This is a genomic window from Compostibacter hankyongensis, assembly GCF_039541075.1.
In the GTDB taxonomy this organism is placed as follows: Bacteria; Bacteroidota; Bacteroidia; order Chitinophagales; family Chitinophagaceae; genus Compostibacter; species Compostibacter hankyongensis.
The window spans coordinates 526,982-549,660 of the sequence record NZ_BAABFN010000001.1 but is presented as its reverse complement, the minus strand read 5'-3'; the positions used below and the strand labels follow the sequence as shown (position 1 = coordinate 549,660).

Here is a 22,679-nt window from a genome sequence, read left to right as displayed (position 1 = left end):
GTCCCGGGTTTGTTATCATTGTGAACTATAACCTATGAATACCGTCAGCATACCCACAGCCCAGCACATCGCGCTGGATTATGATATCGCCAGCGTGGGAGAGCGTCTTGCAGGGAGCCTTATCGACTTCGCGATCAAAGGAGCTTATATCATCATGGTCATTCTGCTGTGGTCGATATTGTTCGGTAACAGCGTATGGGGGCTCCTGTTTTTAATACCCGCGCTGTTTTACGACCTGTGCATGGAACAGCTTTTTAACGGGCAGTCGCTGGGCAAGCGCATCATGAAAATACGGGTGATCAGTCTCGACGGAACGCAGCCCACCTTTGGCCAGTACCTGCTCCGCTGGATTTTCAGGCTGGTAGACTTCGGGCTGATGAACGGGGTGGTAGCGCTGGTTTGTGTGGCCGCTACCGACAAACGGCAGCGCGTGGGGGATATGGTAGCCCATACCACGGTCATCAAAACGGAGCCGCGCACGCTGCTGCAGCATACGCTCTATATGCCGACGGCCGACGACTACCAGGCGCTTTATCCGGAGGTGACCCGGCTTTCCGACCGGGACATACAGCTCATCAAATCCCTGCTTGTCCAGGCCAGCAAGACCGATAACCCCGCCATTCTTTATCAGACGGCCGAGAAGGTCAAGACGATACTGCAACTCAGGAGCAGCCTGGAGCCCGAGGCCTTTCTGCAGCAGGTACTCTCCGATTACAACCACCTCACCAGCCGGGAACAGGACTGACAGCTGCTCAGGCGGCAAGCCAGGAAAAAGGAACAAAGGGAAGGTTCCTGGCCACCCAGAAAACCAACACTGCCGCCAATACCAGCTTTGTAAACCAGGGACGGTACAGAAAGCGGATGACCCGCCGCTCCCGGCGAAACAGATTGCCGGCCTGCACCGCCGCGGCATACAGGATCAGCGGCAGCGCCATCACCATCATGAGGTTATAGCCGAGCGCATCCAGGATATGGCCATGCAGCAGCTGGTACAGGGCACGCTGGGAACCGCAGCCGGGGCAGTCCAATCCGGTCAGCCGGTGAAAGGGACAGGCCGGAAAAAGCGCGCTGTGTGCGGGGTCGTATAAAAAATAGACCAGCAGCAACGGAAGCGCCGCTAACCCGATCAACACACTTATCCTTGCAGAAAGGTTACGAGCTTGCATGCTCCCTTTTGTTTAGGGCATGCCGAAACTGCCGGAATTCCGACGGAAAATGGCTACGCCGACCACAAACTGCAAGATCACCGAAATGACGATCAGGGCCAGACCGACAAAGAAACCGATCTTGGTCCACTTTCCGGCTTCCTTCGAGAGACGGAGCGCTTCATCATAATTTCCTACGGCGAGGGCGCTGTTTACCTTCGAGGCATTGATGATGCCGACAATGCCAAAGGGAAGGCAGCAGAAGATGGTCACGAGGATGGATTCTACCAGCCAGTTCTTGGGTGGCACGACCGGCTGTCCACCGTTGCCCGGTTGGGGTACAGGTTGTTGTTCCATATGGATTAAAAGCTGTTTAACGTAAAAATAGGCTTTTTTGCGGCAAATACCTTCCGCGGCGGAAAAAGGGACAATCCGGCGGTTTTTTTGCCAGGATGGCCGCAATATTTTTTCCGCTCAAAGCCCTGCCGGGCCGTTTATCCGCCGGAAACGGCATACACCCATTTTATAGCATTTTGTTAAGTTAATATGGTACAGATATTGATTTTATATCCCCGTAAACAAGTTTTCTAACCCTTAAAAACGGTATCATGAAAACGATCTTTAGATTATCCGCAATATACCTGGTGGCGCTCATGCTCACAAGCTGCGCCGCCTCGAGGATCTCGGCGCAGCCGGTCGTAGGTGCGTCCATTTCCTATCAGACCTTTTATGATAATTTGAGTCCTTACGGCAATTGGATCAACTACCCTTCCTATGGATATGCCTGGGTACCCCGGGTGTCCAGCGGTTTTCAGCCTTATGCTACCAACGGTCACTGGATATACACCGATTACGGATGGACCTGGGTATCCGACTATTCCTGGGGCTGGGCGCCTTTCCATTACGGCCGCTGGCTATACGACAACAGCTATGGCTGGGTATGGCTTCCGGGCAGCGAATGGGGACCGGCCTGGGTAGCCTGGAGACAGACGCCCGATTATTATGGCTGGGCGCCGCTGGGTCCCGGCATGAGCATCTCCGTGGGCATCAACATCCCCGCGGTACGATGGATATTTGCGCCGCGACGGTATATCTCCAGCCGCTATCTGCCGAGGTATTACGTCAGGCGGCAGCAGAATATTACCATCATCAATAACTCCACGATCATCAACAACAGGGTCGTGTACAACAAAAATGTATATGCAGGCGGACCTCCGCACCGCGATGTGGAACGGGCTACCGGAGCCCCGGTAAGAAGGGTGAGGGTGACCAATACCTCCCGCCCCACTACCGGCAGGGTCAGCAATGACCAGCTGCACATCTTCCGGCCTGCGGTAAACAGCTCCAGCAGGAGCTCGGCAGCTCCCAAACGGGTGATACCCGCTAAAAGCGGCGCTGCGCCGGCCCATGGTAACAGCAACGCACCCGCCCGCAGGGTAACGCCTCCTTCGGGGAATCACGCACCGGCCAGAACCGTAGCGCCCGGCCGCAGCCCGGCGGAACGGAATACCGCCCCGGCACGGGGTGAAGCGCCTGCCAGGAGAACCGTACCGTCGCAGAACCGGGAACATGCCCCTGCGGCTCCGCAGCACGCTCCGGCAGCTCCGCAGCGTAAATCAGCTGCTCCCCAGGCCAGGCCCGCCCCGTCCAGGACCGTTCCGCACAGCAGCCCCGCACCCGAAAGAGCGGCCCCGGCCCGGCAGACGTCCGTACACCGCGCAGCTCCGGCGTCCCGCGTGTCTGCCTCCAGCCGTCCGCAGCGTCGCGTGGCTCCCTCACGGTCGAGCCGTCCTGCACCTCATGTGGCACGCAGCACGGTACAACGCAGCACGCCCCGGAAAAGCAGCTCCAGCGCACACAGCGCACCGAGCCGCCGCGTCGTCCAACGGTAATACACAGTTCCTTTTATATAAGTCCATGTTTTGCAAATCCTGTCCCGCCTCCGGCGGGACGGGATTTTTTGTGCAGGCGTATAGCCACGGTCATTCTTACACCAGGCATTATTCTATCCTTTCATCCGGAGGAAGAACTGCTCCAGGTCTTTCATGCTGCCGATATGGTCGAGAACAAGCATAAAGTTGGTCCCTACCTGACGCAGACGGGCATTGTTGACCTCTTGCTGGATAAATTGCAGAATATGATTAAAAAGAGGAGATTCGAAATAAGGGGAATCGGGATTATTGATGAAATAGCAGCGGGCTTTTTCATTTTTGAGGATGATCTTCTCAAAGCCCAGCGCAATGCCGAGACGGCGGCAGCGAATGGTGGTAAAGAGGTCCTCCACGGGAGCAGGCAGCGGACCGAAGCGGTCTTCCAGCCCCATGGCGAAAGCCTGCAGATCGGCTTCTTCCGATAAGTTGTCCAGCTGCTGATAAAGGCTCAGCCGTTCGGTGATGTTCTCCACATAGCTGTCCGGGATAAGGATCTCCAGATCGGTGTCAATGGTACAATCACCGACATACTCCTCCTTTTCGGCCAGCTGTTCCCTGAACAGCTCCCGGAACTCGGTTTGCTTGAGCTCGCGTACGGCTTCATCCAGTATCTTATGATACATCTCAAAACCGATCTCTGCCATAAAGCCGCTCTGCTCGCCGCCCAGCAGGTTGCCGGCGCCGCGTATATCCAGGTCGCGCATGGCGATCTGGAAGCCGCTGCCCAGCTCACTGTGCTGCTCGAGGGTCTGGAGGCGCTTGCGGCTGTCCGAAGGCAAAGTGCTCATGGGAGGCGCCAGCAGGTAACAGAAGGCCTGCTTATTGCTGCGGCCCACCCGTCCGCGCAGCTGGTGCAGATCGCTCAGCCCGAAATGATGCGCATTGTTGACGATGATGGTATTGGCATTGGGAATGTCCACCCCGCTCTCCACGATGTTGGTGCAGACCAGCACATCATAACGGCGATTGATAAAATCCAGCAATACGGATTCCAATTGATGCCCTTCCATCTTCCCATGCGCATGCGCCACGGAAAGGTCGGGACAGAGGCCCTGTATAATCCCCGCCATCTCCCGGATGTTCTGCACGCGGTTGTGGATGAAGAAGACCTGACCGCCCCGCTCGGTCTCAAAATAGATGGTATCGCGGATCAGATCCTCGTCAAATACATGCACCTCGGTCTGTATCGGCTGCCGGTTCGGCGGAGGGGTGTTCATGATGGAAAGATCGCGCGCGCCCATCAGGGAAAACTGGAGGGTACGGGGTATAGGCGTTGCCGTTAGCGTCAGCGTGTCCACGTTCACCTTCAGCTGTTTGAGCTTCTCTTTGGCCGTGACACCAAATTTCTGCTCCTCATCCACGATCAGGATGCCCAGGTCTTTGAACTTTACCGCCTTGCCCAGCAGGGCATGGGTGCCGATGATGATATCCGTTTTCCCTTCCTGTACCCGCTGCAGCGTTTCTTTTTTTTCCTTCGCCGACTTAAAGCGGTTCAGGTAGTCCACGGTACAGGGAAAATCCTTGAGCCGTTCCGAAAAGGTCTGATAATGCTGAAAGGCCAGGATGGTGGTAGGCACCAGAATGGCGGCCTGCCTGCTATCGGCGACGCTTTTGAAAGCGGCGCGGATGGCGACTTCCGTCTTCCCGAAACCCACATCGCCGCAGACCAGTCTGTCCATGGGAGCGGCAGATTCCATATCCCGCTTTACATCCGCGGTAGCCTTGCTCTGATCGGGGGTATCCTCAAACAAAAAGGAGGCTTCGAGCTCCGTTTGCAGGTAGGTATCGGGCGAATGCGCAAATCCCTGCTGCGCCTTCCGGGCGGCATACAGCCGGATAAGGTCTTTGGCGATATCCTTTACCTGGCGTTTCGTTTTATCCTTCAGCCGGTCCCAGGCATCGCTGCCCAGCTTGTTGAGCTTGGGAACAGCTCCCTCCTTGCCGGTATACTTGCTGATCTTGTGCAGGGAGTTGATATTCACATACAGGATGTCCTGGTCTTTGTACAGGATGCGCACGGCTTCCTGCAGCCGGCCCCCGGTTTCTATCTTCTGCAGGCCGCTGTATACGCCCACACCGTGGTCGATGTGGGTAACGTAATCGCCGGGCTGCAGCTCCCGCAGCGTTTTCAGGGTGAGCGCCTTGTTCTTGTTGTACGCCTGCTTGACCCGGTATTTGTGATAGCGTTGAAAGATCTGGTGATCGGTATAGCAGGCCTGCTTGCGGTCGTGATCGATAAAGCCCTCGCTGATGGCCAGCGGGATGGGGTAGAAGGAAACCGCCGCCTGCAGGTCCTCAAAGACAGCGTTGAGACGTTCCAGCTGCTTCGGATTTTCTGCAAAAAGAAACAGCTGATAACCCGCCTTTATTTTCTGCTGCAGGTCCGCGATGAGCAGCTCGAACTGCCGGTTGAACACGGGCTGAGGCGCGGTATGAAAGTCGATGACCGCCTGATCCGCCCCGCTGCCCGCGGGCAAAAAAGGCAGCATGGGATGGTCTTCCGAAAGAAAAATGCAGGTCTGCCGCAAGATGCGCTGCTGTATCTCCCCTGCGGTTTCAAAGTCGTCTGCCGAGAGGGCGATAAACGTTTCCGAAGCCGGGGTGCTTACCTTGCCGCCGGCGCGGATAAAGGCGGCGGCCCGTTCTTCCATCTGTCCCCATACCCCGGTCACATAACCGGGGTCCTTTATCCACCAGATGGTGTTCGATGGCAGAAAGGCAGGAAGAGATATTTTTTCGGCAGCAACCATCCCGGTCTCGAGGTTCGGAATAAGGGTTACCTGCAGGAGCTTGCGTTCGCTGAGCTGGGATTCCGGATCAAACAGGCGGAGGGAATCTATTTCATCGCCAAACAGCTCGATGCGGTAGGGCTTTTCATTTCCGAAGGAATAGATATCGAGGATGCCGCCGCGCAGCGCCACCTGTCCCGGCTCATATACAAAATCCGTCCGTTCGAAGCCCAGACCCGTCAGCTGTGCCAACAGGGCTTCGGGGGAAAGCGTATCGCCCACCTTCAGCTGGATCATGCTGCCGGACAACGCAGCCGGGGGCACCACCTTTTCAAATACCGCCTCGGGATAGGTGACCAGTATCTTCCGGTGCGTCTCCCGGCCCGAAAACTTCATCAGCGCCTCGGTACGCAGCATCACATGGCTGCTGTTCTGCTCTTCAAAGAAACCCGTTTTCTTAAATGAATCGGGGAAATAGCAGATATCCAGGATGTTCAGCAGGTTCTCGAGATCATTGTGAAAATAAGCGGCCTCTTCCCGGTCATTCAACAAAAAGACATGGTTCAGATCGCTCTGCTCCCAAAGCGCGGAAGCGATGAAAGCCGGAGCGGAGGCGGTCAGGCCGGAAAGCCGGATGATGCGGGGTGCAGGCATGGCTATCCCTTCCGCCAGTTGTTTCAGGCGGTTATCCGTACGGTAACCATTCAACAACGCCTGCAAGTTCATGAAGCGCCGCAAAGTTACGATAATTGGAACGGCCGGCAAAAAAGCGGCAGGGGAACCTCATGCCATTCCCGGCAAATACCGGAGGGGACGGGCTCATCAACGCCGGGAAGCGCCAAAGGCGAACTGCAACGTTACCCCCACCATTCTGGGATCGCCCAGCACGGCGGCATACTGTCCCGCATTGCCCGCCGCGGGCAGCAGCTGTTCAAAATAATCCTTGTCCAGCAGGTTCCGGCCCCAGAGGAAAAAGGTCAACCCCGCCAGCGTCCGGAAGCCGGCCCGTGCATTCAGCAAGGCGTAGCCATCTATATTCAGGTATTGGGAAGGCGAAGGACTTGAAGAAAACGAGGAACGCAGATAAGTATCCGCGGCCAGGAAGAATTTACCCGGCAAGCCGATAAATTTTACCGGCAGGCTGAGCTCTCCGCCTAATGAGCCGGTCCATCTGGAAATCCCGGGCAGCCTGCCCCCCGAGATATCCTTAAAAGCAGATTCGCCGCCGGTTTCTTCCAGGGGTACCGGCGCGTTCTTGAATGAAACATATTTACCGTCGGTATAAGCGGCGCTGCCATAAAACAGCAGATTTTGCCGGATGGATACGCTTCCCTCCAGTTCTGCGCCGCGTACCCGTACTTTTTCCGCATTGGCAAGATAGCCCCGGTTCACTCCCACTTCAGCGGTTTGAACCTGGGTCTGAAAATCATCGATGCCGGTATTGTAGAAGGTCAGGTTCAGTATGGCGTCTTTGCCCGGGGTCGTTTTTATGCCGAACTCAACATGCCGGACATACTCCGGCTTGACCTGTGCAAGCTCAAGCAACGGCTTTCCGTCGCTGGTCGGCAGCCCCCCGAGATTCAGGCCCACCGGCTTGTAGCTCGTCGCATAGGTAACATAGGCATTGATCCGGCCGGTGGCCTTGTAATTGACGGTCAGCTGGCCCGAAAGATTGGTGTTGTCCGTATTGGCATCAAAGGCCTGATCGCTGTACACGACTTTTTTCAAGGCAATCAGCTCCGGGTCGTCGGTATCCAGTCCGCCATAGGTTTCCCGGCTGAAATGCTCCTTTTTCTTATCGTAATTGAACCTCAGCCCGGGCAACAGATGAAGGCGATCGGTAATTTTCCAGTCCAGCTGGCCAAATACGGCGCCGCTGAACGAACGGAGCGCGGAGTAGGTATGAATCCCGTAACCGTCGAAAAGACCCGGCGTTTGCCATAATTCGCTGGTCGAATTCTGGGAAAAGCGCCATTGTGCCGAACCGGATTCTTCCGTTTGAAAAGGGTCTGTCTTGAGATCCTGACCGAGCACAAAGATCCCTGCCACGCCGCTTAAACGGGTGGAGAAATCACCGGCATACCTTACTTCTTCGGACCATTGCTGATGCTTCGACGGCGCCTGGGACAAGGTTAAAACCGGGAGGGCGGTAAAATCCCGGTCGTTGGAAGGGCTCCAGTGCCAGTAGCGCCATGCCGTGGTGGAGGTCAAGGTCCCCCGGCCCAGCTGCAGGTCCACGTTGAGCGAAACGCCGCCCAGGTCGTTGTTCGACTTCCAGGGCGTATCATGATCGATGAGCCGGTCAAAGGGATTAAGACTGGGCAGCTTATAGTGCAGGTCAGCGATGATCTGGTCAAACTGGCGATAATCCGGGCGCTGCGTTTTCACGACTCCGGCAATGACCTGGGCATATCCGTTAGGACGTTGACCCGAAGCGTCCGCCGACAGGGTGATCCGGGTCTTGTCGGAAGGCGTGAACAATAACTGCGCCCTGGCGCCCAGGTTATTCAGATCGTTCGCATGCTGCTGAGTGGCTATATTGAACAACGTGCCGTTGCGCCGGGTTCCGGTGAAGGATATCCGGCCGGCCAGCTTCTTCGCGAGGGGGCCTGTTATCGAAGCTTTGGCCTGGATATATCCATGGTTTCCATAGCTGGCTTCAAAATTCCCCCCGGGTGTAAAGTCGGGTTTACGGGTAATGATGTTAAATGCGCCTGCGGTCGTGTTCTTGCCAAACAAGGTTCCTTGCGGGCCGCGGAGCACCTCGATCCGCTCCACGTCGATGAAATCAAGGGTGGTCGCGGCGGGACGCGCATAATACACGCCGTCCACATAAAAACCGACACCCGGATCAATGCCATCATTTGTCAACCCGAACGTCGACCCCAGACCGCGGATATTCAGCGTGGTATTGCGGGGATTGGAAGAATAAAGCTGCACAGCGGGAACCAGTTCTTTGAGATAGTTCACGTTGAATGAGCCCGTTTCCGCGATGCGGGCTCCGCCGATAACGGCTATCGGAATCGGAACGTCCTGTCCGTTTTCGCTGCGGCGTCTGGCGGTGACCGCCACTGCTGTCAATACACGGGCATCCTCATCCAGTATTATCCTCAGCTGTTTACCGGGCGGCTTGTTCACACGCACTTCTTTTGTTTTATATCCCACCGACCGTACCGACAGCAGAAAGGGCGGCTCCCCCGCGACCGTTATCCGGAACCCGCCGCTGTCGTCCGCAATGGCAAAGGTGTTTGTCCTGGTTATCCCCACCGTTGCGCCGGAAACCGGCGCTCCTTTGGCATCCGCTATTATGCCCTGCACGACGGTCTGCTGAGCCGATGCCTTCCCCGCCAGCAACAGGATGGCAGCAATTATAAACAATTTTATTTTCATAGTTGCTCTATAATTTAAATAGGAAAATATGAATGATTTTTACGTTTTTTTATTGAAGCTATCTGCTTTATGGGTGTATTCGCAGCAAAGCGTTTGTCCGTTACCGTGATACTTAACTTCAGGCAAAGCTGTTATGAGTGTAGCATCTTAACTTCGGTCAAAGCTGTTATGAGGCAGGTCGGCTTTCATGCTGATGCGCAGACGGACGGGTCGGTGAAGTATCCGGCCCAGCCGGCCTACCTTACCTGCCGAAAACCGGAAAACAGGAAGCGATCCCGCCTTTCCCGGCGGAATAGGTATATATTATTTGTATGTCCGGAAGATAAAAATGCATCGCAATGCAATAATACATAAAGTCTATAATTTCAGTAGACTTTATATTCACATTTATTTTATAATAACAGATAATTGACTATTTAAGAGGGAGATACGATTCAATCAACAAACAGGAAGAACTTATTTTATCTCGTCCCACCTTGCGGAAGTATAGAAACGGTCCAATTGCACTCCCTTCCACTCCCCTTCAACTTTCAGGATCTTACCCGTCTGCCGCTCTTTAAATGTTGCGATATAACCCGTGGATATTTTTCGCCGAACAACGTATATCGCTATGGTAGCTTTTGTATGGGGAGCCACATCAAATGCGCTATGGTAATCAGAAGTGGCAGCCGGTAACGCTTCTTCCCTGCTTTCGAGATAGCTCCATTTGTCATCGCCGGTATATATCTTGTCCCCGCTAATGGAAACAGGAACGCCGATCTTCACGGAGTCACCGGTTTGTAAAGTGAAAGGAAATTTTTCACTATTGAGAAATTTCGAAGTTTCATACTGCTGAGGAACAGCAATATCCGCAGACACGGTACCTGACGTATTATTAGAGACGATCCTTGAGGGTTGTAACAGCACCGAATCTGTCGTCACACCATCTCCTTCATGGAGAAAATATGCAATGCTCTGAAATTCGTACTGCTCAGCCGGTGGCGGTTCCGGACGGGGTTCGTCCTTCTTTGAGCAGGAACAAAAGAGGAAAACGCAAAAGGCAACAGAAAGTATTTTTACCATAATATATGCAGTAAGCGGGCGTCTTGCAAAGTTATCCAAATAACGGCATGTGCCTAACCGCTCATCACAATTGCCGGATGTCTTGCCTGGTCTTTATTGCAGTACCAGCGGGAATACACCGTAAAACTTGCTTACCCCCGTTTTTCTGCTTATCTTTTCAGTGCGAACTATTTTAAGACCCATGACAGCACCCTGGCGAACCGGCGTTTTTACAGAAATCATCCAGGAAACACCCAATACCCGGCGTTTCCGGATACGGATCCCCGAACTGGAAAGCTTCGACTTTCTACCGGGGCAGTTTGTTACGCTGGACCTTCCCATCCACGAAAGACCGGCGCGGCGCTGGCGCAGCTATTCCATTGCCTCGGCACCCGACGGCACCAACGAAATAGAGCTGGTGATCGTACTACTGGAAGGCGGAGCCGGCACCACCTACCTTTTTAACGAGGTGCAACCCGGCACCGAGGTGACCCTGCGGGGGCCGCTGGGCGTCTTTACGCTGCCCGAGGCGATAGAGGGCGATCTCTTTTTTATCTGTACCGGTACCGGCATCGCACCTTTCCGCTCTATGCTCACTTACATGCGGAACCACGGCATCACGCGAAATCAGAACATGTATCTCCTGCTGGGTACTCGTACGCAGCAAGACCTGCTGTACCACCGGGAAATGCAGCAGCTGGAGGCGGCATTAGAGCGCTTCCGGTACATCCCGACCCTCTCCCGGGAACAATGGGAAGGACATTCCGGCTATGTACATACGTTGTATGAAACGATCCTGGAAGACAAGGGACCGGCACATTTTTTCCTCTGCGGCTGGAAGGAGATGATCAACGAGGCCAAACGCCGTATACAGGCGATGGGGTACGACCGCAAGGCCATCCATCAGGAGCTTTACGGGTAGTTACCTCTACTCTCCCCTTTAGAGGTCAGGGTGCTCACCTTATCGCGTCCTGCACCAGCTGCGAGATCATGCTTATCGGCAGCCGGTCCTGCTGCAGACTGTCCCGGTAGCGTATGGTGACGGTCTGGTCTTCCCGCGTCTGGTGGTCGATGGTGACGCAAAAAGGTGTGCCGATAGCGTCCTGCCGGCGGTAGCGTTTCCCGATGCTGTCCTTCTCCTCGTAGATGCAATGAAACTGTTGCTTACACTCGTCCATCAGCGTCCGGGCAATTTCGGGCAGACCATCCTTTTTTACCAGGGGCAGGACGGCCAGCTTCACCGGCGACAGTCGCGGAGGCAGCTTCAGCAGGGTACGCGTGTCCTTTTTGGCTGGATCTGCGGTGGCGACCTCCTCCTCGGCATAGGCTTCGCTCAGCACCATCATAAAGGTACGGTCCAGTCCTACGGAAGTTTCCACCACATAGGGGATATAATTTTTGTTGATCTCGGGATCGAAATACTGTATTTTTTTTCCGGAAAATTCCTGGTGCCGGCGAAGGTCATAGTCGGTGCGGGAATGGATGCCTTCCACTTCCTTAAAGCCGATGGGGAAGTTGTATTCGATGTCCACCGCGGCATTGGCATAGTGGGCCAGCTTGGCATGATCGTGAAACTGCAGTTTGTCTTCCGGAATACCCAGGCTCCGGTGCCATTGCATCCGGGTCTCCTTCCAGTGCGCATACCAGTCCAGCTCGGTGCCGGGACGGACAAAAAACTGCATCTCCATTTGCTCGAACTCCCGCATCCGGAAGATAAACTGACGGGCCACGATCTCATTCCGGAAAGCCTTGCCCGTCTGGGCAATCCCAAAGGGGATCTTCATCCGGCCGGTTTTCTGCACATTCAGGAAGTTGACAAAGATGCCCTGCGCGGTTTCGGGCCGCAGGTATATCTCCCCGGCCTCACCGGCCACGCTCCCCAGCTGGGTGGAGAACATGAGGTTGAATTGCCGTACGTCGGTCCAGTTGGCCGTTCCGCTCAGCGGACAAACGATCCCTTCTTCGAGGATCAGCGTTTTCAGGCCGGGCAGATCGTCGGCGGACAGCAGCTGCTCCATTTTTCCGATCAGCAGGCGCGCCGCATCGGCTTTACCCTCTTCTTCCAGCTTATCGGCCCGGGCTTCCAGCAGGTGATCCACCCGGTAGCGCTTTTTGCTGTCCTTATTGTCAATCATCGGGTCGCTGAAGTTGTCCACATGGCCCGAAGCCTTCCAGGTGGTCGGATGCATAAAGATAGCCGCATCTATACCGACGATGTTCTCCTGCAGCTGGGTCATGCTCTTCCACCAGTAATCACGGATATTTTTTTTGAGCTGTGCGCCGTATTGTCCGTAGTCGTACACCGCACCGAGCCCATCGTAGATCTCGCTGGAGGGAAAAACAAAGCCGTATTCCTTGGAATGGGCAATAATTGCCTGTAGCTTATGCTGATCGTTTGCCATAACGGGAGCAAAGATAAAAGGTTAAAAGGGAAGAGCCGGTGTTTTTCCGGGGCAAACGGCTATTTTTACAACAACTTATTTTTTGAATCTTCCTGTTATCGATTTACTTACAAAAGGTCACAGATGAAAAAAAGGCAATCATTCCGATTGTGGATCCTCCTGATAATGTTGTCCGCACCGGCATCCTTCTGCCGGGGACAGGACGCGAAACCGCCCCGGGCGGTTACGGTAACCGGCGCCGTACAGCATCCGCTAAAGCTCAGCGCAGCGGATCTTTCCGGCATGAAAAGAACCGAAGTACGGGCTGCCGGCAAGGATGGGAAAACACATGCTTTTTCGGGCGTCGCCCTGTCGGATATCCTGGAAAAGGCGGGCGTTGCCATGGGCCCGGCCCTCCGCGGAAAGAACATGGCCAGCTATCTCCTGGTCAAAGCCGCGGATGGTTACCGGGTAATCTTCGCCTTACCCGAGCTGGATGCGGCTTTTACCGACCGCAGGATCATCCTGGCGGACCGGGAGGACGGGCAGGCGCTGCCGGCCGGCAAAGGCCCTTTCCGGGTGATCGTTCCCGGTGAAAAAAAGCCGGCCCGCTGGATATGGGATGTAACCGCCCTGGTAGTGGGAAAGGCCGGGGAATAAGCGGCGGGGAGGACCGCTCCCGGGACCGTACAACAATGGCGTGTGCAGGATAAAGCCACCCTCAGTGCAGCTTCTTATTCTGGCGGTGCCGCTCCGCATCCCGCCGGTCCTTTTTTACAAAGTTAGCTTCCAGGGCTGCGGTAAGATCGACTCCGCACTGGTTGGCCAGACAGATCAACACCCACAGCACGTCGGACAGCTCATCGGACAGCTCTTTTTTCAGATCGCTTTCCTTAAAGGATTGCTCCCCGTACTGCCGTGCCATGATCCGGGCCACCTCCCCCACCTCTTCGGTAAGGATGGCCATATTGGTCAGCTCACTGAAATAACGTACACCCGTAGTCGTTATCCATTGGTCTACCCGCTGCTGCGCTTCCTGTATGGTCATGACTATTCCCTGTTTTTTGTGTCGATAAGTATGGTCACCGGGCCGTCGTTTAATAACTCTACTTTCATATCGGCGCCGAACGTGCCCGCGCCGACAGGCTTCCCCAGATCGGCTTCCAGCTGCCGGATCATCTGTTCGTACAGCGGCACGGCTACGGCCGGCCCTGCCGCCCGCATATAAGACGGGCGGTTCCCCTTTTTGGTAAGGGCATGTAGCGTAAACTGGCTGATGAGCAGGATATCCCCGCCGGTATCTTTCAGGCTGAAGTTCATGACGCCCTGCCCGTCATTGAAGATACGCAGGTTCACGATCTTACCGCTCAGCCAGCTTACATCCGCCACGGTATCGGCTTCTTCTATGCCAAGCAGCACCAGCAGTCCGGGCCCGATACGGGATTTGATGGTTCCGTCAATGGTAACGCCCGCATGGGTGACGCGCTGGATGACCGCTCTCATGATGCCGCCGGCTGTTTGAAAAAAGGTAAGGTACAAATTTAGCCTTATTTTTGTACCCGGGCGAAACCCCTTCGGCGTTGCATCATGTTAATAGACCTTTCATCCGAGATCGTTTTTCAAACGGCCCGAAGCGGCGGCAAGGGAGGGCAGCATGTCAACAAGGTGGAGACCATGGTGGAGGGATATCTCGATCTGGAACGGTCCCGGCTGCTTACTCCCGCCCAGCAGCAACGGGTCCGCGAAAAGCTCTCCGGCCGCATCTCCAAGGAAGGCCTGCTGCGGGTAACCGCGCAGCGCGCACGTACCCAGGGTGCAAACAGAAAGGAGGTTGTCCGTAAGATGAATGCCCTGGTAGCGCGGGCCCTTGTCGTCCCCAAAAAAAGAATCCGCACAAAGCCCACGGCCGGGTCTGTGGAAAAGAGGCTGCAGGAAAAAAGAATCCGTTCGGAAAGAAAACAGCAGCGACGAAAAGAAGACTGAACACGGCTATATGAAATCGAGATAGCTGTGCCGGCCGCCCAGGATGTTGCGGTCATCTGCATCCAGCCACTTCCGCATGAGGGTGGCATATACGTTCTTAAAATCCACCTTATACCGGAGATCGCCCTCGTCAAGGTCATGAAGATCGGGGACTTCGTTCAGCACGCCTTTCTTCTTCAGCCCACCGGATACCAGGAACATACAGTTGGCCGTGCCGTGGTCGGTACCGCCGCTGGCATTTTGCCCGACCCGACGCCCGAATTCCGAGAAGGTCATCACCGCAACATCGTTAAACCGGTTGTTCTTCTTTAGCTCCGAGGTAAACACCTGCAGCGTATCGCCCAGCTGGGTAAACAGCCGTTGCTGCTGCGGGTGCTGATTGACATGCGTATCAAAGCTGCCCAGGGAGATGTAATATACCCGCGTATCGATACCGGACAGGATCATCTCCGCGATGGTCTTCATCCCTTTTCCGAAAGCCGTGTCGGGATAAGGCGCTTTGGATTTGTAGATCTTGGATTCCTTATAGATATAAGCGGCGGAGCTCATGGTTTCCGTCATGGTCTTATACAGGTAATCCACGTTGCCGTGCCCGTCGCCGGCCCCGTCGCGGTGCTGCGCGGCCATAGCGCCGAACATGCGGTCATGGGCGCTGGCGTACAGCCGGTTGGGATCGGGGACCGTCAGTCCCCGCAGACGTGTGCCTTTCAGCGCCAGGCTGAGGGTATCATCCATCTCAAGCGCCTGGGTGGGATGGGCGCAGCCATTGCACTGGGCATCCAGGTAGCGGCCGATCCAGCCGGTGGTGATGATGTCCTTCGAATCGCTGGCCGTCTGCCAGATGTCCATCGACCGGAAATGGGAACGGTCCGGATTGGGATACCCCACGCTGTTCAACACTCCCAGCGCACCGTCGTCGTACAGGGCCTTCAGCCCTTTTAACGCGGGATGCAGACCCAGCTCGTCATCCAGTCCCAGGGCGCTTTCCCGTCGTATCCCCAGCGCGGGCCGCAGCTTGTAATAGATATCGTTGCGGTAGGGAATCACGGTATTCAGACCGTCGTTGCCCCCGGACAGCTGCACCACCACCAGCACCTTGTTTTCCGGCGGCAGCGCATTGCGCTCAAATGCCTTCAGAAATTTGGGCATCATCGTGGATACGGAGGCCAGCGATCCCAGCTGTAAAAAACGGCGGCGGTTAATGATCAGCATAACGAAAGTTTTTACTTCCTAACACAATTGATATTCGGGCAGGCTCATGACGGCCACACTCATGGCTTTGATGGCCTCTTCACGGCCCGCAGAAGCATAGGGCTTCAGCAGCGCGCTGCTTCCGGCCGGCGGCGTACCGGCCAGCAGGACACGGCTGACGGCAGCGGGCAGCTCCCCGGAAGGAGTTTGCTGAAACTTCTTCATATATGCGTCCCAGTGAGGGTCTGCATCTATCCGTCTCGCATAGTTGCGTACAAAGCGGTCGTTCTCCGCATACCGCCTGCGCTGCGCCGGCGGACGGCCCGGCCCGTCCATCATCATCTCGTCCGGCATGTCTTTGGGCTGCATATCCAGCGTTTCATCGTAATAAACGATCTGCGGGAGGCGCATCCGGAACATCAGGGTGGAGCTGTCTATCCAGCTGCGCCCGCCCGGCCATCCGGCCACGTTCGGGGGATAGAAAAGCACCTGCCCCAGCAGGCGCTGTACCAGCAGCTGGGTATCCGCCCGGGCAAAGGTCACCGGAATGCTGCGCCGCATGCCTACCAGCAGCTCCACGGGCGACTTGATCCTGTTCCCCGTGTTGACAGGGTCATAAAACCAGTCCGACTCAAAGATATGCCGCATCAGCGCCCGGATATCATAATTGCTCTGGTAAAAGCGCCCGGCCAGGTCTTTTATTTTTGCTTCATCGGGCGTTTCATTGACAAAGTACCGGTAAAGCTTATCCGTGATATGATAGGCGGTGGCCCGCTGCTCCAGGAGCATCTTCAGGATATCGTCGCCGTCAAAATTCCCGGTCTTCCCCAGGAATGTCTTTACGCCATTGTCATGCACGGAGCGGCGAAACCGGAAGTTACCGTCTCCGTCGTAGGCCCAGCCGGTAAAGGCGCGGGCGCCTTCCTTTACATCGTCTTCGGTATAATTTCCGCGACCCATGGTGAAAAGCTCCATCACCTCGCGGGCAAAGTTTTCGTTGGGATGCTGTTTCCGGTTCTGCTGGTTGTTCAGGAACTGCAGCATCGCCGCGCTTTTTGAAACGGCGGTCAGCAGCGTCCCGAAGTCGCCCAGCGCATGCTGCCGTATCACGTTGAGCAGGCGCCCGTTATGTACTGCATTGCCGACACGGCAGGCAAAATGGCCATGCCAGAAAAGGCTCATCTTCTCCTGCAGGGGGCTGGAGGTGGCAACCATGGTATCCAGCCAGGCGAGGTTCAGGTGGCGTATTCCCTGCTGCTGCTGTTTACGGAGGGCGCGCTTTTCTTCGGGAGATGCCGGTTTTGCCCTCGCCGTTCCCGGCAGGGACAGGGCCGCTATCTCCGGCGCCGTAATTGCCGCTATCTCAGGAGACGGCTGCAGCATTTTTCTGATCAGCGGCTTCAGACGCACCGGTTGCCCCGGCGTTGCCATAGCGGCAACCCCGTCGAAGCCGGCACGCCAGCAAAGATGTCTGGCCTTCGCCTGTTCATCCATAGCAGGCATATTGCTTTTTGTACTGAGACGGGAAAAGGGCGGAAAAGTTTAACGGTCCGGCACCCAGAGACTCATGAGGATGAGGTCTTCATAACGGTCGCCCGGCTGCAGCGCGGCTTTCTCCAGCCGCCCGTGTTCGGTAAATCCGAATTTTTTATAGATACGGATCGCCTTTTCATTGTGCGCCATTACGTTCAGATGGAGACAGCGGATGAGGGGATGCCGCTCTACCCATTGCAGCATGGTGTTGATCATCCGCCGGCCGATGCCCATGTTCCAGTAGTCGCGCAGGATAACGATGCCCAGCTCCCCCACATGCCGTTGCTTGAACCATTTGCTTTGTGTAATGGTAAGCGAGCCGGCGATGCCGCCGCCTACGTCGGCCACCAGGAACAAATGATTGGCGCTTTGCCGGTAACCGTCGACAAATGCTTCTTCCTGCTCCAGGGTCAGCTGCTCCGCCTCCCGGGGATCCGTCATCAGAAAAGGCGTTTCCGTTACGGCCAGGCGAAACATCTGCAGCAACGCCGCGGCGTCTTCTCTCTTTGCCGCTCGTATACGCAGTTTCTGACCATTGGCAAGCAGATATTCCATGGGCTTACATTTACTACAAATGCCGGCACACTATCTCAGGGTAACCTTTATTCCTGTTTTCCTTCGGCGCCTTTTACATTCATAAAAGGCTTGAGGATATCGATGGGGATCGGGAATATGGTAGTGGAGTTGTTCTCCGTGGCAATTTCCCGCAGCGTCTGCAAATAGCGCAGGGTAAGCGCGCTGGGCTGGTCACTGAGGATGCCGGCCGCATCCGCCAGCCGCTGCGAAGCCTGGAACTCGCCTTCGGCGGCGATCACCTTGGAACGGCGCTCCCGCTCGGCTTCCGCCTGACGGGCCATGGCACGCTGCATTTCCTGCGGAAGGTCGATCTGCTTCACCTCTACGTTGGAAACCTTGATGCCCCAGGGATCTGTATGCGAATCAATGATCTGCTGCAGCTTGTGGTTGATCTTCTCCCGCTGCGAAAGCAGGTCGTCCAGCTCGGACTGCCCGAGCACGCTGCGCAGGGTGGTCTGTGAGATCTGCGACGTGGCAAACAGATAATTCTCCACATCCACTACCGCTTTCTGCGGGGCGATCACCCGGAAATAGACCACCGCATTCACCTTCACCGACACGTTATCCTGGGTGATGATGTCCTGCGGCGGCACGTCGAGCACCACGGTCCGCAGGCTGACCTTGACCATCTTGTCGATAATGGGGATCAGCAGGATCAGACCCGGGCCCCTTACACCGCCGGAGACCAGACGCCCCAGCCGGAATATCACGCCGCGTTCGTACTCGCGTAAGATGCGGATGGAGTTGAGCAGGATGATAAGGACAACCAGGACGATGACAAATCCCAAAAAACTAGATGCGTTCATGAGGTGGTTTTTTATCGTTATTAAGAGGTTCTACATACAGCCTGAGCCGTTTTATTGCCGTTACCCGGATGTCTTCGTCTTTTCCGATCGGGCCGGCAACGGATTCGGCCTGCCAAAGCTCGCCGTGAACCCGCACCATGCCCCGCGGATCGAGCGGCTCAAGCGCTTCGCCGGCTTCGCCCACAAGCCCTTCGACGCCGGTGACCGGCCGGCGGTGCGGCCCCCACAATCCTATGACAACGATAAGTATAAGCAGGATCGTTAAAATGACCGCGGCGGTGAAGATAACGTTGCCGGATATATCTCCCGGGCCGCCGTCATCCGTCTTTACAGCGACCACCACGTCTGTCGCCATTTGCGCGGAAAGCGGCAAAGGCAGTAAAAAGCAGGATAACAGACAGGCGGCAGGTAGCTTCATCCGGACGGGCAAATTTCAGTTTCCCCGTAAGATAAGCAATTCCCCGGGGAGCAGCAATTTTTATCCCCGTTTTATCCCCGGCTCTCTCATGCATACGGGGCAGGCAAAGGCCAAAGGTGAGGGGCATTTTGAAGTTAAACCTCAAACCAGAAACAACGATCAGCTGATCCGGTCCGCGCCAAAGTAAGGATGCAGCGCTTCCGGCAACAGGATGCCTTCGGGCGACTGGTTGTTCTCCAGCAGGCAGGCCACGATACGGGGCAGCGCCAGCGCGCTGCCGTTCAGGGAATGCAGCAGCTGCGACCGTCCTTCCGCATCCTTATATCGTATCTTCATCCGGTTGGTCTGGAAGGTCTCGAAGTTGGATACCGAGCTCACCTCCAGCCAGCGCTTCTGCGCCGCGCTGTAGATCTCAAAATCGTAGGTCATGGCCGAGGTGAAGCTCATGTCGCCCCCGCAAAGCCGCAGGATACGGTAGGGCAGCTGCAGGGTCTGCACCAGCCCTTCCACATGGGCAACCATCTGCTCCAGCACGGCATAGGATTGTGCGGGGTGGACCAGCTGCACCACCTCCACCTTGTCGAACTGGTGTACCCGGTTCAGTCCTCTTACGTCCTTGCCGTAAGAGCCGGCTTCGCGGCGGAAGCAGGGCGTATAGCCCGTCATGCGGACCGGCAGCTCGGACTCCTTCAGGATCTCGTCCCGGTAAATATTGGTCAGCGGCACCTCGGCCGTCGGGATCAGGTAAAGCCCGTCTTCCTGCACAAAATACATCTGCCCTTCCTTGTCCGGGAGCTGCCCGGTGCCGTAAGCCGTTGCCTCGTTGACCAGCAGCGGAGGCTGATACTCCGTATAGCCGTTGGCGATATTGTAGTCCAGGAAATAGCTGATCAGCGCCCGCTGCAGCTTCGCCCCCCGGTTTTTATATACCGGGAAGCCGCTGCCCGTGATCTTGTTGCCCGTCTCCAGGCTCATCAGGTCGTATTGCTGCGCCAGCTCCCAATGCGGTAACGCGCCGGGGCCGGTCTCCGGTATCGTTCCGCCTTCGCGGACCACTACATTGTCTTCGGGAGAGCGGCCGGGCGGCACTTCCGGCGCAGGGAGGTTGGGCAGCTTCAGCAATAGTTCCTGCTGCTGCTGCTCCGCCCGGGCCAGCTCCGCTTCCAGCGGCTGCAGCTGCGCTTTGAGATCGGCCACCGCTTTTTTGCTGGCTTCCGCTTCGACCTTGCGGCCTTCGCGCATGAGGGCGCCGATAGCGCGGGAAGCCGTGTTCACCTCCGCCAGGAGGTTGTCCTGTGCGGTTTTCAGCTTCCGCCGCTGCTCATCGAGCTGCACTATCTTTTCCACCAGCTCCGGCTCCTTAAAGTGCTTTACCGCGAGACGCTCAAGTACCCATTCTTTCTTTTCCCTGATCAGGTGTATGGCCAGCATAGTCGTACCGAATTTTTGCAAAGATAGGCGTCCCCCGCACAAAATCCCGCCCGGCGGCGCAGGCTATCCGTATTTTCGATAGTTTTATCCCAAAAAATGGACGCCAAGCTCATTACTACCGCCAACGAACTGGCCGGATACCGCATCACCGGCTACCTCGGCCTCGTAAGAGGCATTACGGTCCGCTCGCGCAGCATTTTCGGCAATATTGCCGGAGGATTCCAGACCCTGGTAGGCGGGAAAATCTCGATCTACCAGGAGCTTTGTGAAAAGACCCGGCAGGAGGCGCTGGATCACCTGGTGACGCACGCCATACAAATGGGCGCCAATGCGGTTATCGCCATGCGTTACGACGCCAACGAAATCATGAGCGGCGTAACCGAAGTGCTGGCTTATGGCACCGCGGTGACCGTGGAAAAGCTGTGATCAGATCAGGTATTTCCCCACGATCGGCACCCTTCTTCCCACGCCGAAAGCTTTTGAGGATACCCGGATGATGGGACAGAACTGGTTTCGCTTGTATTCGTTGGCGTTGACCAGCCTGAGGATACGCGCTACCAGCGCCTCGTCAAAGCCCTGCGCGATGATCTCGGCCGGCCCCTGTCGCCGCTCGATGTACTGGTACAGCAGGCTGTCCATGACGGCATAGTCCGGCAGGCTGTCGCTGTCTTTCTGCCCGGGGCGCAGCTCCGCCGAGGGGGCCTTGACCAGGATGTGCTCGGGGATGATCTCCCTTTCCCGGTTGATATACCGTGCCAGTGCGTACACCTGCATCTTATAAACGTCGCCCAGCACGCTGATGCCGCCGGCCATATCCCCGTAGAGGGTGCCGTAGCCGGTGGAGAGCTCGCTCTTGTTGGAGGTGTTGAGCAGGATATAGCCGAATTTGTTGGCCAGCGACATCAGGATATTCCCCCGTATGCGGGCCTGCATATTTTCTTCCGCCACATCGAAGGGCCGTCCCTCAAAAAAGGGTTCCAGGGTATGCAGGAAGGCCTGGTAGGCTTCCTCGATGGAAATGATATCATGGGGATTGCCCAGTGTGCGGGACAGCTGTACGGCGTCGGATACGGAATGTTCCGATGAAAAAGGGGATGGCATCAGTATGGCCCGTACATTGTCCTTCCCCAGCGCTTCACAGGCCAGGGCCAGCACCACGGCACTGTCTATGCCTCCCGAGGAACCGAGGATGGCACGGCTGAAGTTCATTTTCCGGAAATAGTCGCGCAGCCCCATGACAAGCGCATCATGGATACGGGCGATATTGCGCTCAGGGTCAAAGCTGAGCGTTGCAGGACGGAGGATGAAAGGAGCGGCCCCCGCCGGATCCGGCGCTGCGCCGGCGGCTTGTCTTTCGCCCTGAAGGTCTTCCCATTCGACATCTGCCAGGGCAGGCGCAAAGAGCGGAAGCTCCCTGACGACATTGCCCTGTGCATCAAAAACGAGCGATCCCCCGTCAAACACCAGCTCGGTCTGCGCCCCCACCGCATTACAGTAAAAGAGCGGCAGCCCGTATTTCAGCACGTTGGCGCGGACGATGGCTTTGCGCTGTATGTCGTGATCATAGTCGAACGGCGAAGCCGAGAGGTTGATGATCATATCGGGCTGTTGCCCGATCAGCCGGTCCATCGGGCATATCCTGTAAAGCGGATCGTCGCCGAGGTTCCAGATATCCTCGCAGATGGTAACGGCCAAACGCTTTCCTTTGAACGGGATCACCTTCCACTCGTACGCCGGCTCGAAATACCGGTCCTCGTCAAAGATGTCATAGGTGGGCAGCAGCGTTTTGTGCACGACCTGCTTCACTTCTTTTTCGTAAAGGAACCAGGCGGCGTTAAACAGGTCTTTCCCCTCCGGCTTTGGATTGCGCGCCGGCGCCCCTACCAGCACGGCAATACCGGCGGTATGTTCCCGGATCTGATCGATCGCCGCTTCACAGCGGCGGATAAAATCTTCGAACTCCAGGAAATCCCGGGGAGGATACCCGCAGACGCACAGTTCCGAAAAAACCACCAGGTCGGCGCCCCGGGCTTCCGCCTCGCGTATCCCGTCGATGATCTGCCGGGTGTTGGCTTCGAAGTTGCCGATATGATAATTTTGCTGGGCTAAGACGATCTTCACGTG

General features: G+C 56.2%; 20 protein-coding genes and 1 pseudogene. 6 read left to right on the top strand and 15 right to left on the bottom strand.

Translation table 11 applies throughout. From position 1 onward, the window contains the following. Positions 1 to 34: 34 nt before the first annotated feature. Positions 35 to 745 (top strand): RDD family protein, encoded by a 711-nt coding sequence (locus tag ABD851_RS02290; protein WP_344974675.1) that lies wholly within the window; start codon positions 35 to 37, stop codon positions 743 to 745. A gap of 7 nt (positions 746 to 752) precedes the next feature. Here ABD851_RS02290 and ABD851_RS02285 read toward each other — a convergent pair whose 3' ends face one another. Both ABD851_RS02285 and ABD851_RS02280 read right to left on the bottom strand, forming a co-directional pair. Continuing rightward, entirely contained in the window at positions 753 to 1,166 is a 414-nt protein-coding gene (locus tag ABD851_RS02285; protein ID WP_344974672.1) for a DUF2752 domain-containing protein, read from the bottom strand. A 12-nt stretch (positions 1,167 to 1,178) separates the two neighbouring features. Continuing rightward, positions 1,179 to 1,502, bottom strand: coding sequence for a CD225/dispanin family protein (locus ABD851_RS02280; RefSeq protein WP_344974669.1), 324 nt, complete (start codon positions 1,500 to 1,502; stop codon positions 1,179 to 1,181). Between the two features lie 251 nt (positions 1,503 to 1,753). Between ABD851_RS02280 and ABD851_RS02275 the strand changes: the two genes are divergently transcribed. Next, the gene (locus tag ABD851_RS02275; protein WP_344974667.1) at positions 1,754 to 3,037 is read left to right on the top strand and encodes a DUF6600 domain-containing protein; all 1,284 of its coding nucleotides are present in this window, start codon (positions 1,754 to 1,756) and stop codon (positions 3,035 to 3,037) included. A gap of 113 nt (positions 3,038 to 3,150) precedes the next feature. Here ABD851_RS02275 and mfd read toward each other — a convergent pair whose 3' ends face one another. The 3 genes from mfd to ABD851_RS02260 form a co-directional block, all read right to left on the bottom strand. Then, complete coding sequence (gene mfd / locus ABD851_RS02270; protein WP_344974664.1) at positions 3,151 to 6,531, bottom strand: transcription-repair coupling factor; 3,381 nt, start codon at positions 6,529 to 6,531, stop codon at positions 3,151 to 3,153. A gap of 96 nt (positions 6,532 to 6,627) precedes the next feature. After that, positions 6,628 to 9,195 carry a TonB-dependent receptor gene (locus ABD851_RS02265; protein WP_344974662.1) on the bottom strand — a complete coding sequence of 856 codons (2,568 nt, stop codon included), beginning with the start codon at positions 9,193 to 9,195 and terminating at the stop codon, positions 6,628 to 6,630. Between the two features lie 456 nt (positions 9,196 to 9,651). Beyond that, positions 9,652 to 10,257: a hypothetical protein gene (locus ABD851_RS02260; protein WP_344974659.1), complete on the bottom strand. Its 606-nt coding sequence runs from the start codon at positions 10,255 to 10,257 to the stop codon at positions 9,652 to 9,654. Between the two features lie 181 nt (positions 10,258 to 10,438). Between ABD851_RS02260 and ABD851_RS02255 the strand changes: the two genes are divergently transcribed. Next, the gene (locus ABD851_RS02255) at positions 10,439 to 11,158 is read left to right on the top strand and encodes a ferredoxin--NADP reductase (RefSeq protein WP_344974656.1); all 720 of its coding nucleotides are present in this window, start codon (positions 10,439 to 10,441) and stop codon (positions 11,156 to 11,158) included. Positions 11,159 to 11,192: 34 nt separating this feature from the next. Here ABD851_RS02255 and ABD851_RS02250 read toward each other — a convergent pair whose 3' ends face one another. Next, positions 11,193 to 12,638 carry a glycine--tRNA ligase gene (locus tag ABD851_RS02250; protein ID WP_344974653.1) on the bottom strand — a complete coding sequence of 482 codons (1,446 nt, stop codon included), beginning with the start codon at positions 12,636 to 12,638 and terminating at the stop codon, positions 11,193 to 11,195. A 123-nt stretch (positions 12,639 to 12,761) separates the two neighbouring features. Here ABD851_RS02250 and ABD851_RS02245 point away from each other — a divergent pair, with 123 nt between their 5' ends. Then, positions 12,762 to 13,277 carry a molybdopterin-dependent oxidoreductase gene (locus tag ABD851_RS02245; RefSeq protein WP_344974648.1) on the top strand — a complete coding sequence of 172 codons (516 nt, stop codon included), beginning with the start codon at positions 12,762 to 12,764 and terminating at the stop codon, positions 13,275 to 13,277. A gap of 61 nt (positions 13,278 to 13,338) precedes the next feature. Here ABD851_RS02245 and ABD851_RS02240 read toward each other — a convergent pair whose 3' ends face one another. Both ABD851_RS02240 and dtd read right to left on the bottom strand, forming a co-directional pair. After that, positions 13,339 to 13,665, bottom strand: a complete 327-nt coding sequence (locus tag ABD851_RS02240) for a nucleotide pyrophosphohydrolase (RefSeq protein ID WP_344974645.1) — start codon at positions 13,663 to 13,665, stop codon at positions 13,339 to 13,341. Positions 13,666 to 13,667: 2 nt separating this feature from the next. Further along, positions 13,668 to 14,120 carry a D-aminoacyl-tRNA deacylase gene (gene dtd / locus ABD851_RS02235; protein WP_344974642.1) on the bottom strand — a complete coding sequence of 151 codons (453 nt, stop codon included), beginning with the start codon at positions 14,118 to 14,120 and terminating at the stop codon, positions 13,668 to 13,670. Between the two features lie 90 nt (positions 14,121 to 14,210). Between dtd and arfB the strand changes: the two are divergent. After that, positions 14,211 to 14,600, top strand: a pseudogene (arfB, locus tag ABD851_RS02230) (alternative ribosome rescue aminoacyl-tRNA hydrolase ArfB); the annotation flags it as partial. 6 nt (positions 14,601 to 14,606) lie between these two features. Here the strand turns inward: arfB and ABD851_RS02225 are convergent. The 6 genes from ABD851_RS02225 to serS form a co-directional block, all read right to left on the bottom strand. Continuing rightward, the gene (locus tag ABD851_RS02225) at positions 14,607 to 15,812 is read right to left on the bottom strand and encodes a DUF1501 domain-containing protein (RefSeq protein WP_344974639.1); all 1,206 of its coding nucleotides are present in this window, start codon (positions 15,810 to 15,812) and stop codon (positions 14,607 to 14,609) included. 18 nt (positions 15,813 to 15,830) lie between these two features. Next, positions 15,831 to 17,285, bottom strand: a complete 1,455-nt coding sequence (locus ABD851_RS02220) for a DUF1800 domain-containing protein (protein WP_344974636.1) — start codon at positions 17,283 to 17,285, stop codon at positions 15,831 to 15,833. 48 nt (positions 17,286 to 17,333) lie between these two features. After that, complete coding sequence (locus ABD851_RS02215; RefSeq protein ID WP_344974633.1) at positions 17,334 to 17,879, bottom strand: GNAT family N-acetyltransferase; 546 nt, start codon at positions 17,877 to 17,879, stop codon at positions 17,334 to 17,336. A 47-nt stretch (positions 17,880 to 17,926) separates the two neighbouring features. Continuing rightward, positions 17,927 to 18,706: a slipin family protein gene (locus ABD851_RS02210; RefSeq protein ID WP_344974630.1), complete on the bottom strand. Its 780-nt coding sequence runs from the start codon at positions 18,704 to 18,706 to the stop codon at positions 17,927 to 17,929. Beyond that, positions 18,693 to 19,124 carry an NfeD family protein gene (locus ABD851_RS02205; protein WP_344974627.1) on the bottom strand — a complete coding sequence of 144 codons (432 nt, stop codon included), beginning with the start codon at positions 19,122 to 19,124 and terminating at the stop codon, positions 18,693 to 18,695. The genes ABD851_RS02210 and ABD851_RS02205 overlap by 14 nt, the downstream gene beginning before the upstream one ends. Positions 19,125 to 19,283: 159 nt before the next feature. Continuing rightward, on the bottom strand, positions 19,284 to 20,555 hold the full coding sequence (serS, locus tag ABD851_RS02200) for a serine--tRNA ligase (RefSeq protein WP_344974624.1): 1,272 nt from the start codon (positions 20,553 to 20,555) through the stop codon (positions 19,284 to 19,286). A gap of 96 nt (positions 20,556 to 20,651) precedes the next feature. Between serS and ABD851_RS02195 the strand changes: the two genes are divergently transcribed. Next, positions 20,652 to 20,981, top strand: a complete 330-nt coding sequence (locus tag ABD851_RS02195; protein WP_344974621.1) for a YbjQ family protein — start codon at positions 20,652 to 20,654, stop codon at positions 20,979 to 20,981. On the opposite strand, the gene ABD851_RS02190 is transcribed toward ABD851_RS02195, so the two are convergent. Continuing rightward, positions 20,982 to 22,676 carry an NAD+ synthase gene (locus ABD851_RS02190; protein WP_344974618.1) on the bottom strand — a complete coding sequence of 565 codons (1,695 nt, stop codon included), beginning with the start codon at positions 22,674 to 22,676 and terminating at the stop codon, positions 20,982 to 20,984. Positions 22,677 to 22,679 lie beyond the last annotated feature (3 nt).

Excerpts from the sequence above, each read along its gene's own strand:
- ABD851_RS02290 (WP_344974675.1), top strand. The coding sequence starts at position 35 with ATGAATACCGTCAGCATACCCACAGCCCAGCACATCGCGCTGGATTAT.
- ABD851_RS02285 (WP_344974672.1), bottom strand. The coding sequence starts at position 1,166 with ATGCAAGCTCGTAACCTTTCTGCAAGGATAAGTGTGTTGATCGGGTTA.
- ABD851_RS02280 (WP_344974669.1), bottom strand. The coding sequence starts at position 1,502 with ATGGAACAACAACCTGTACCCCAACCGGGCAACGGTGGACAGCCGGTC.
- ABD851_RS02275 (WP_344974667.1), top strand. The coding sequence starts at position 1,754 with ATGAAAACGATCTTTAGATTATCCGCAATATACCTGGTGGCGCTCATG.
- mfd (WP_344974664.1), bottom strand. The coding sequence starts at position 6,531 with ATGAACTTGCAGGCGTTGTTGAATGGTTACCGTACGGATAACCGCCTG.
- ABD851_RS02265 (WP_344974662.1), bottom strand. The coding sequence starts at position 9,195 with ATGAAAATAAAATTGTTTATAATTGCTGCCATCCTGTTGCTGGCGGGG.
- ABD851_RS02260 (WP_344974659.1), bottom strand. The coding sequence starts at position 10,257 with ATGGTAAAAATACTTTCTGTTGCCTTTTGCGTTTTCCTCTTTTGTTCC.
- ABD851_RS02255 (WP_344974656.1), top strand. The coding sequence starts at position 10,439 with ATGACAGCACCCTGGCGAACCGGCGTTTTTACAGAAATCATCCAGGAA.
- ABD851_RS02250 (WP_344974653.1), bottom strand. The coding sequence starts at position 12,638 with ATGGCAAACGATCAGCATAAGCTACAGGCAATTATTGCCCATTCCAAG.
- ABD851_RS02245 (WP_344974648.1), top strand. The coding sequence starts at position 12,762 with ATGAAAAAAAGGCAATCATTCCGATTGTGGATCCTCCTGATAATGTTG.
- ABD851_RS02240 (WP_344974645.1), bottom strand. The coding sequence starts at position 13,665 with ATGACCATACAGGAAGCGCAGCAGCGGGTAGACCAATGGATAACGACT.
- dtd (WP_344974642.1), bottom strand. The coding sequence starts at position 14,120 with ATGAGAGCGGTCATCCAGCGCGTCACCCATGCGGGCGTTACCATTGAC.
- ABD851_RS02225 (WP_344974639.1), bottom strand. The coding sequence starts at position 15,812 with ATGCTGATCATTAACCGCCGCCGTTTTTTACAGCTGGGATCGCTGGCC.
- ABD851_RS02220 (WP_344974636.1), bottom strand. The coding sequence starts at position 17,285 with ATGGATGAACAGGCGAAGGCCAGACATCTTTGCTGGCGTGCCGGCTTC.
- ABD851_RS02215 (WP_344974633.1), bottom strand. The coding sequence starts at position 17,879 with ATGGAATATCTGCTTGCCAATGGTCAGAAACTGCGTATACGAGCGGCA.
- ABD851_RS02210 (WP_344974630.1), bottom strand. The coding sequence starts at position 18,706 with ATGAACGCATCTAGTTTTTTGGGATTTGTCATCGTCCTGGTTGTCCTT.
- ABD851_RS02205 (WP_344974627.1), bottom strand. The coding sequence starts at position 19,124 with ATGAAGCTACCTGCCGCCTGTCTGTTATCCTGCTTTTTACTGCCTTTG.
- serS (WP_344974624.1), bottom strand. The coding sequence starts at position 20,555 with ATGCTGGCCATACACCTGATCAGGGAAAAGAAAGAATGGGTACTTGAG.
- ABD851_RS02195 (WP_344974621.1), top strand. The coding sequence starts at position 20,652 with ATGGACGCCAAGCTCATTACTACCGCCAACGAACTGGCCGGATACCGC.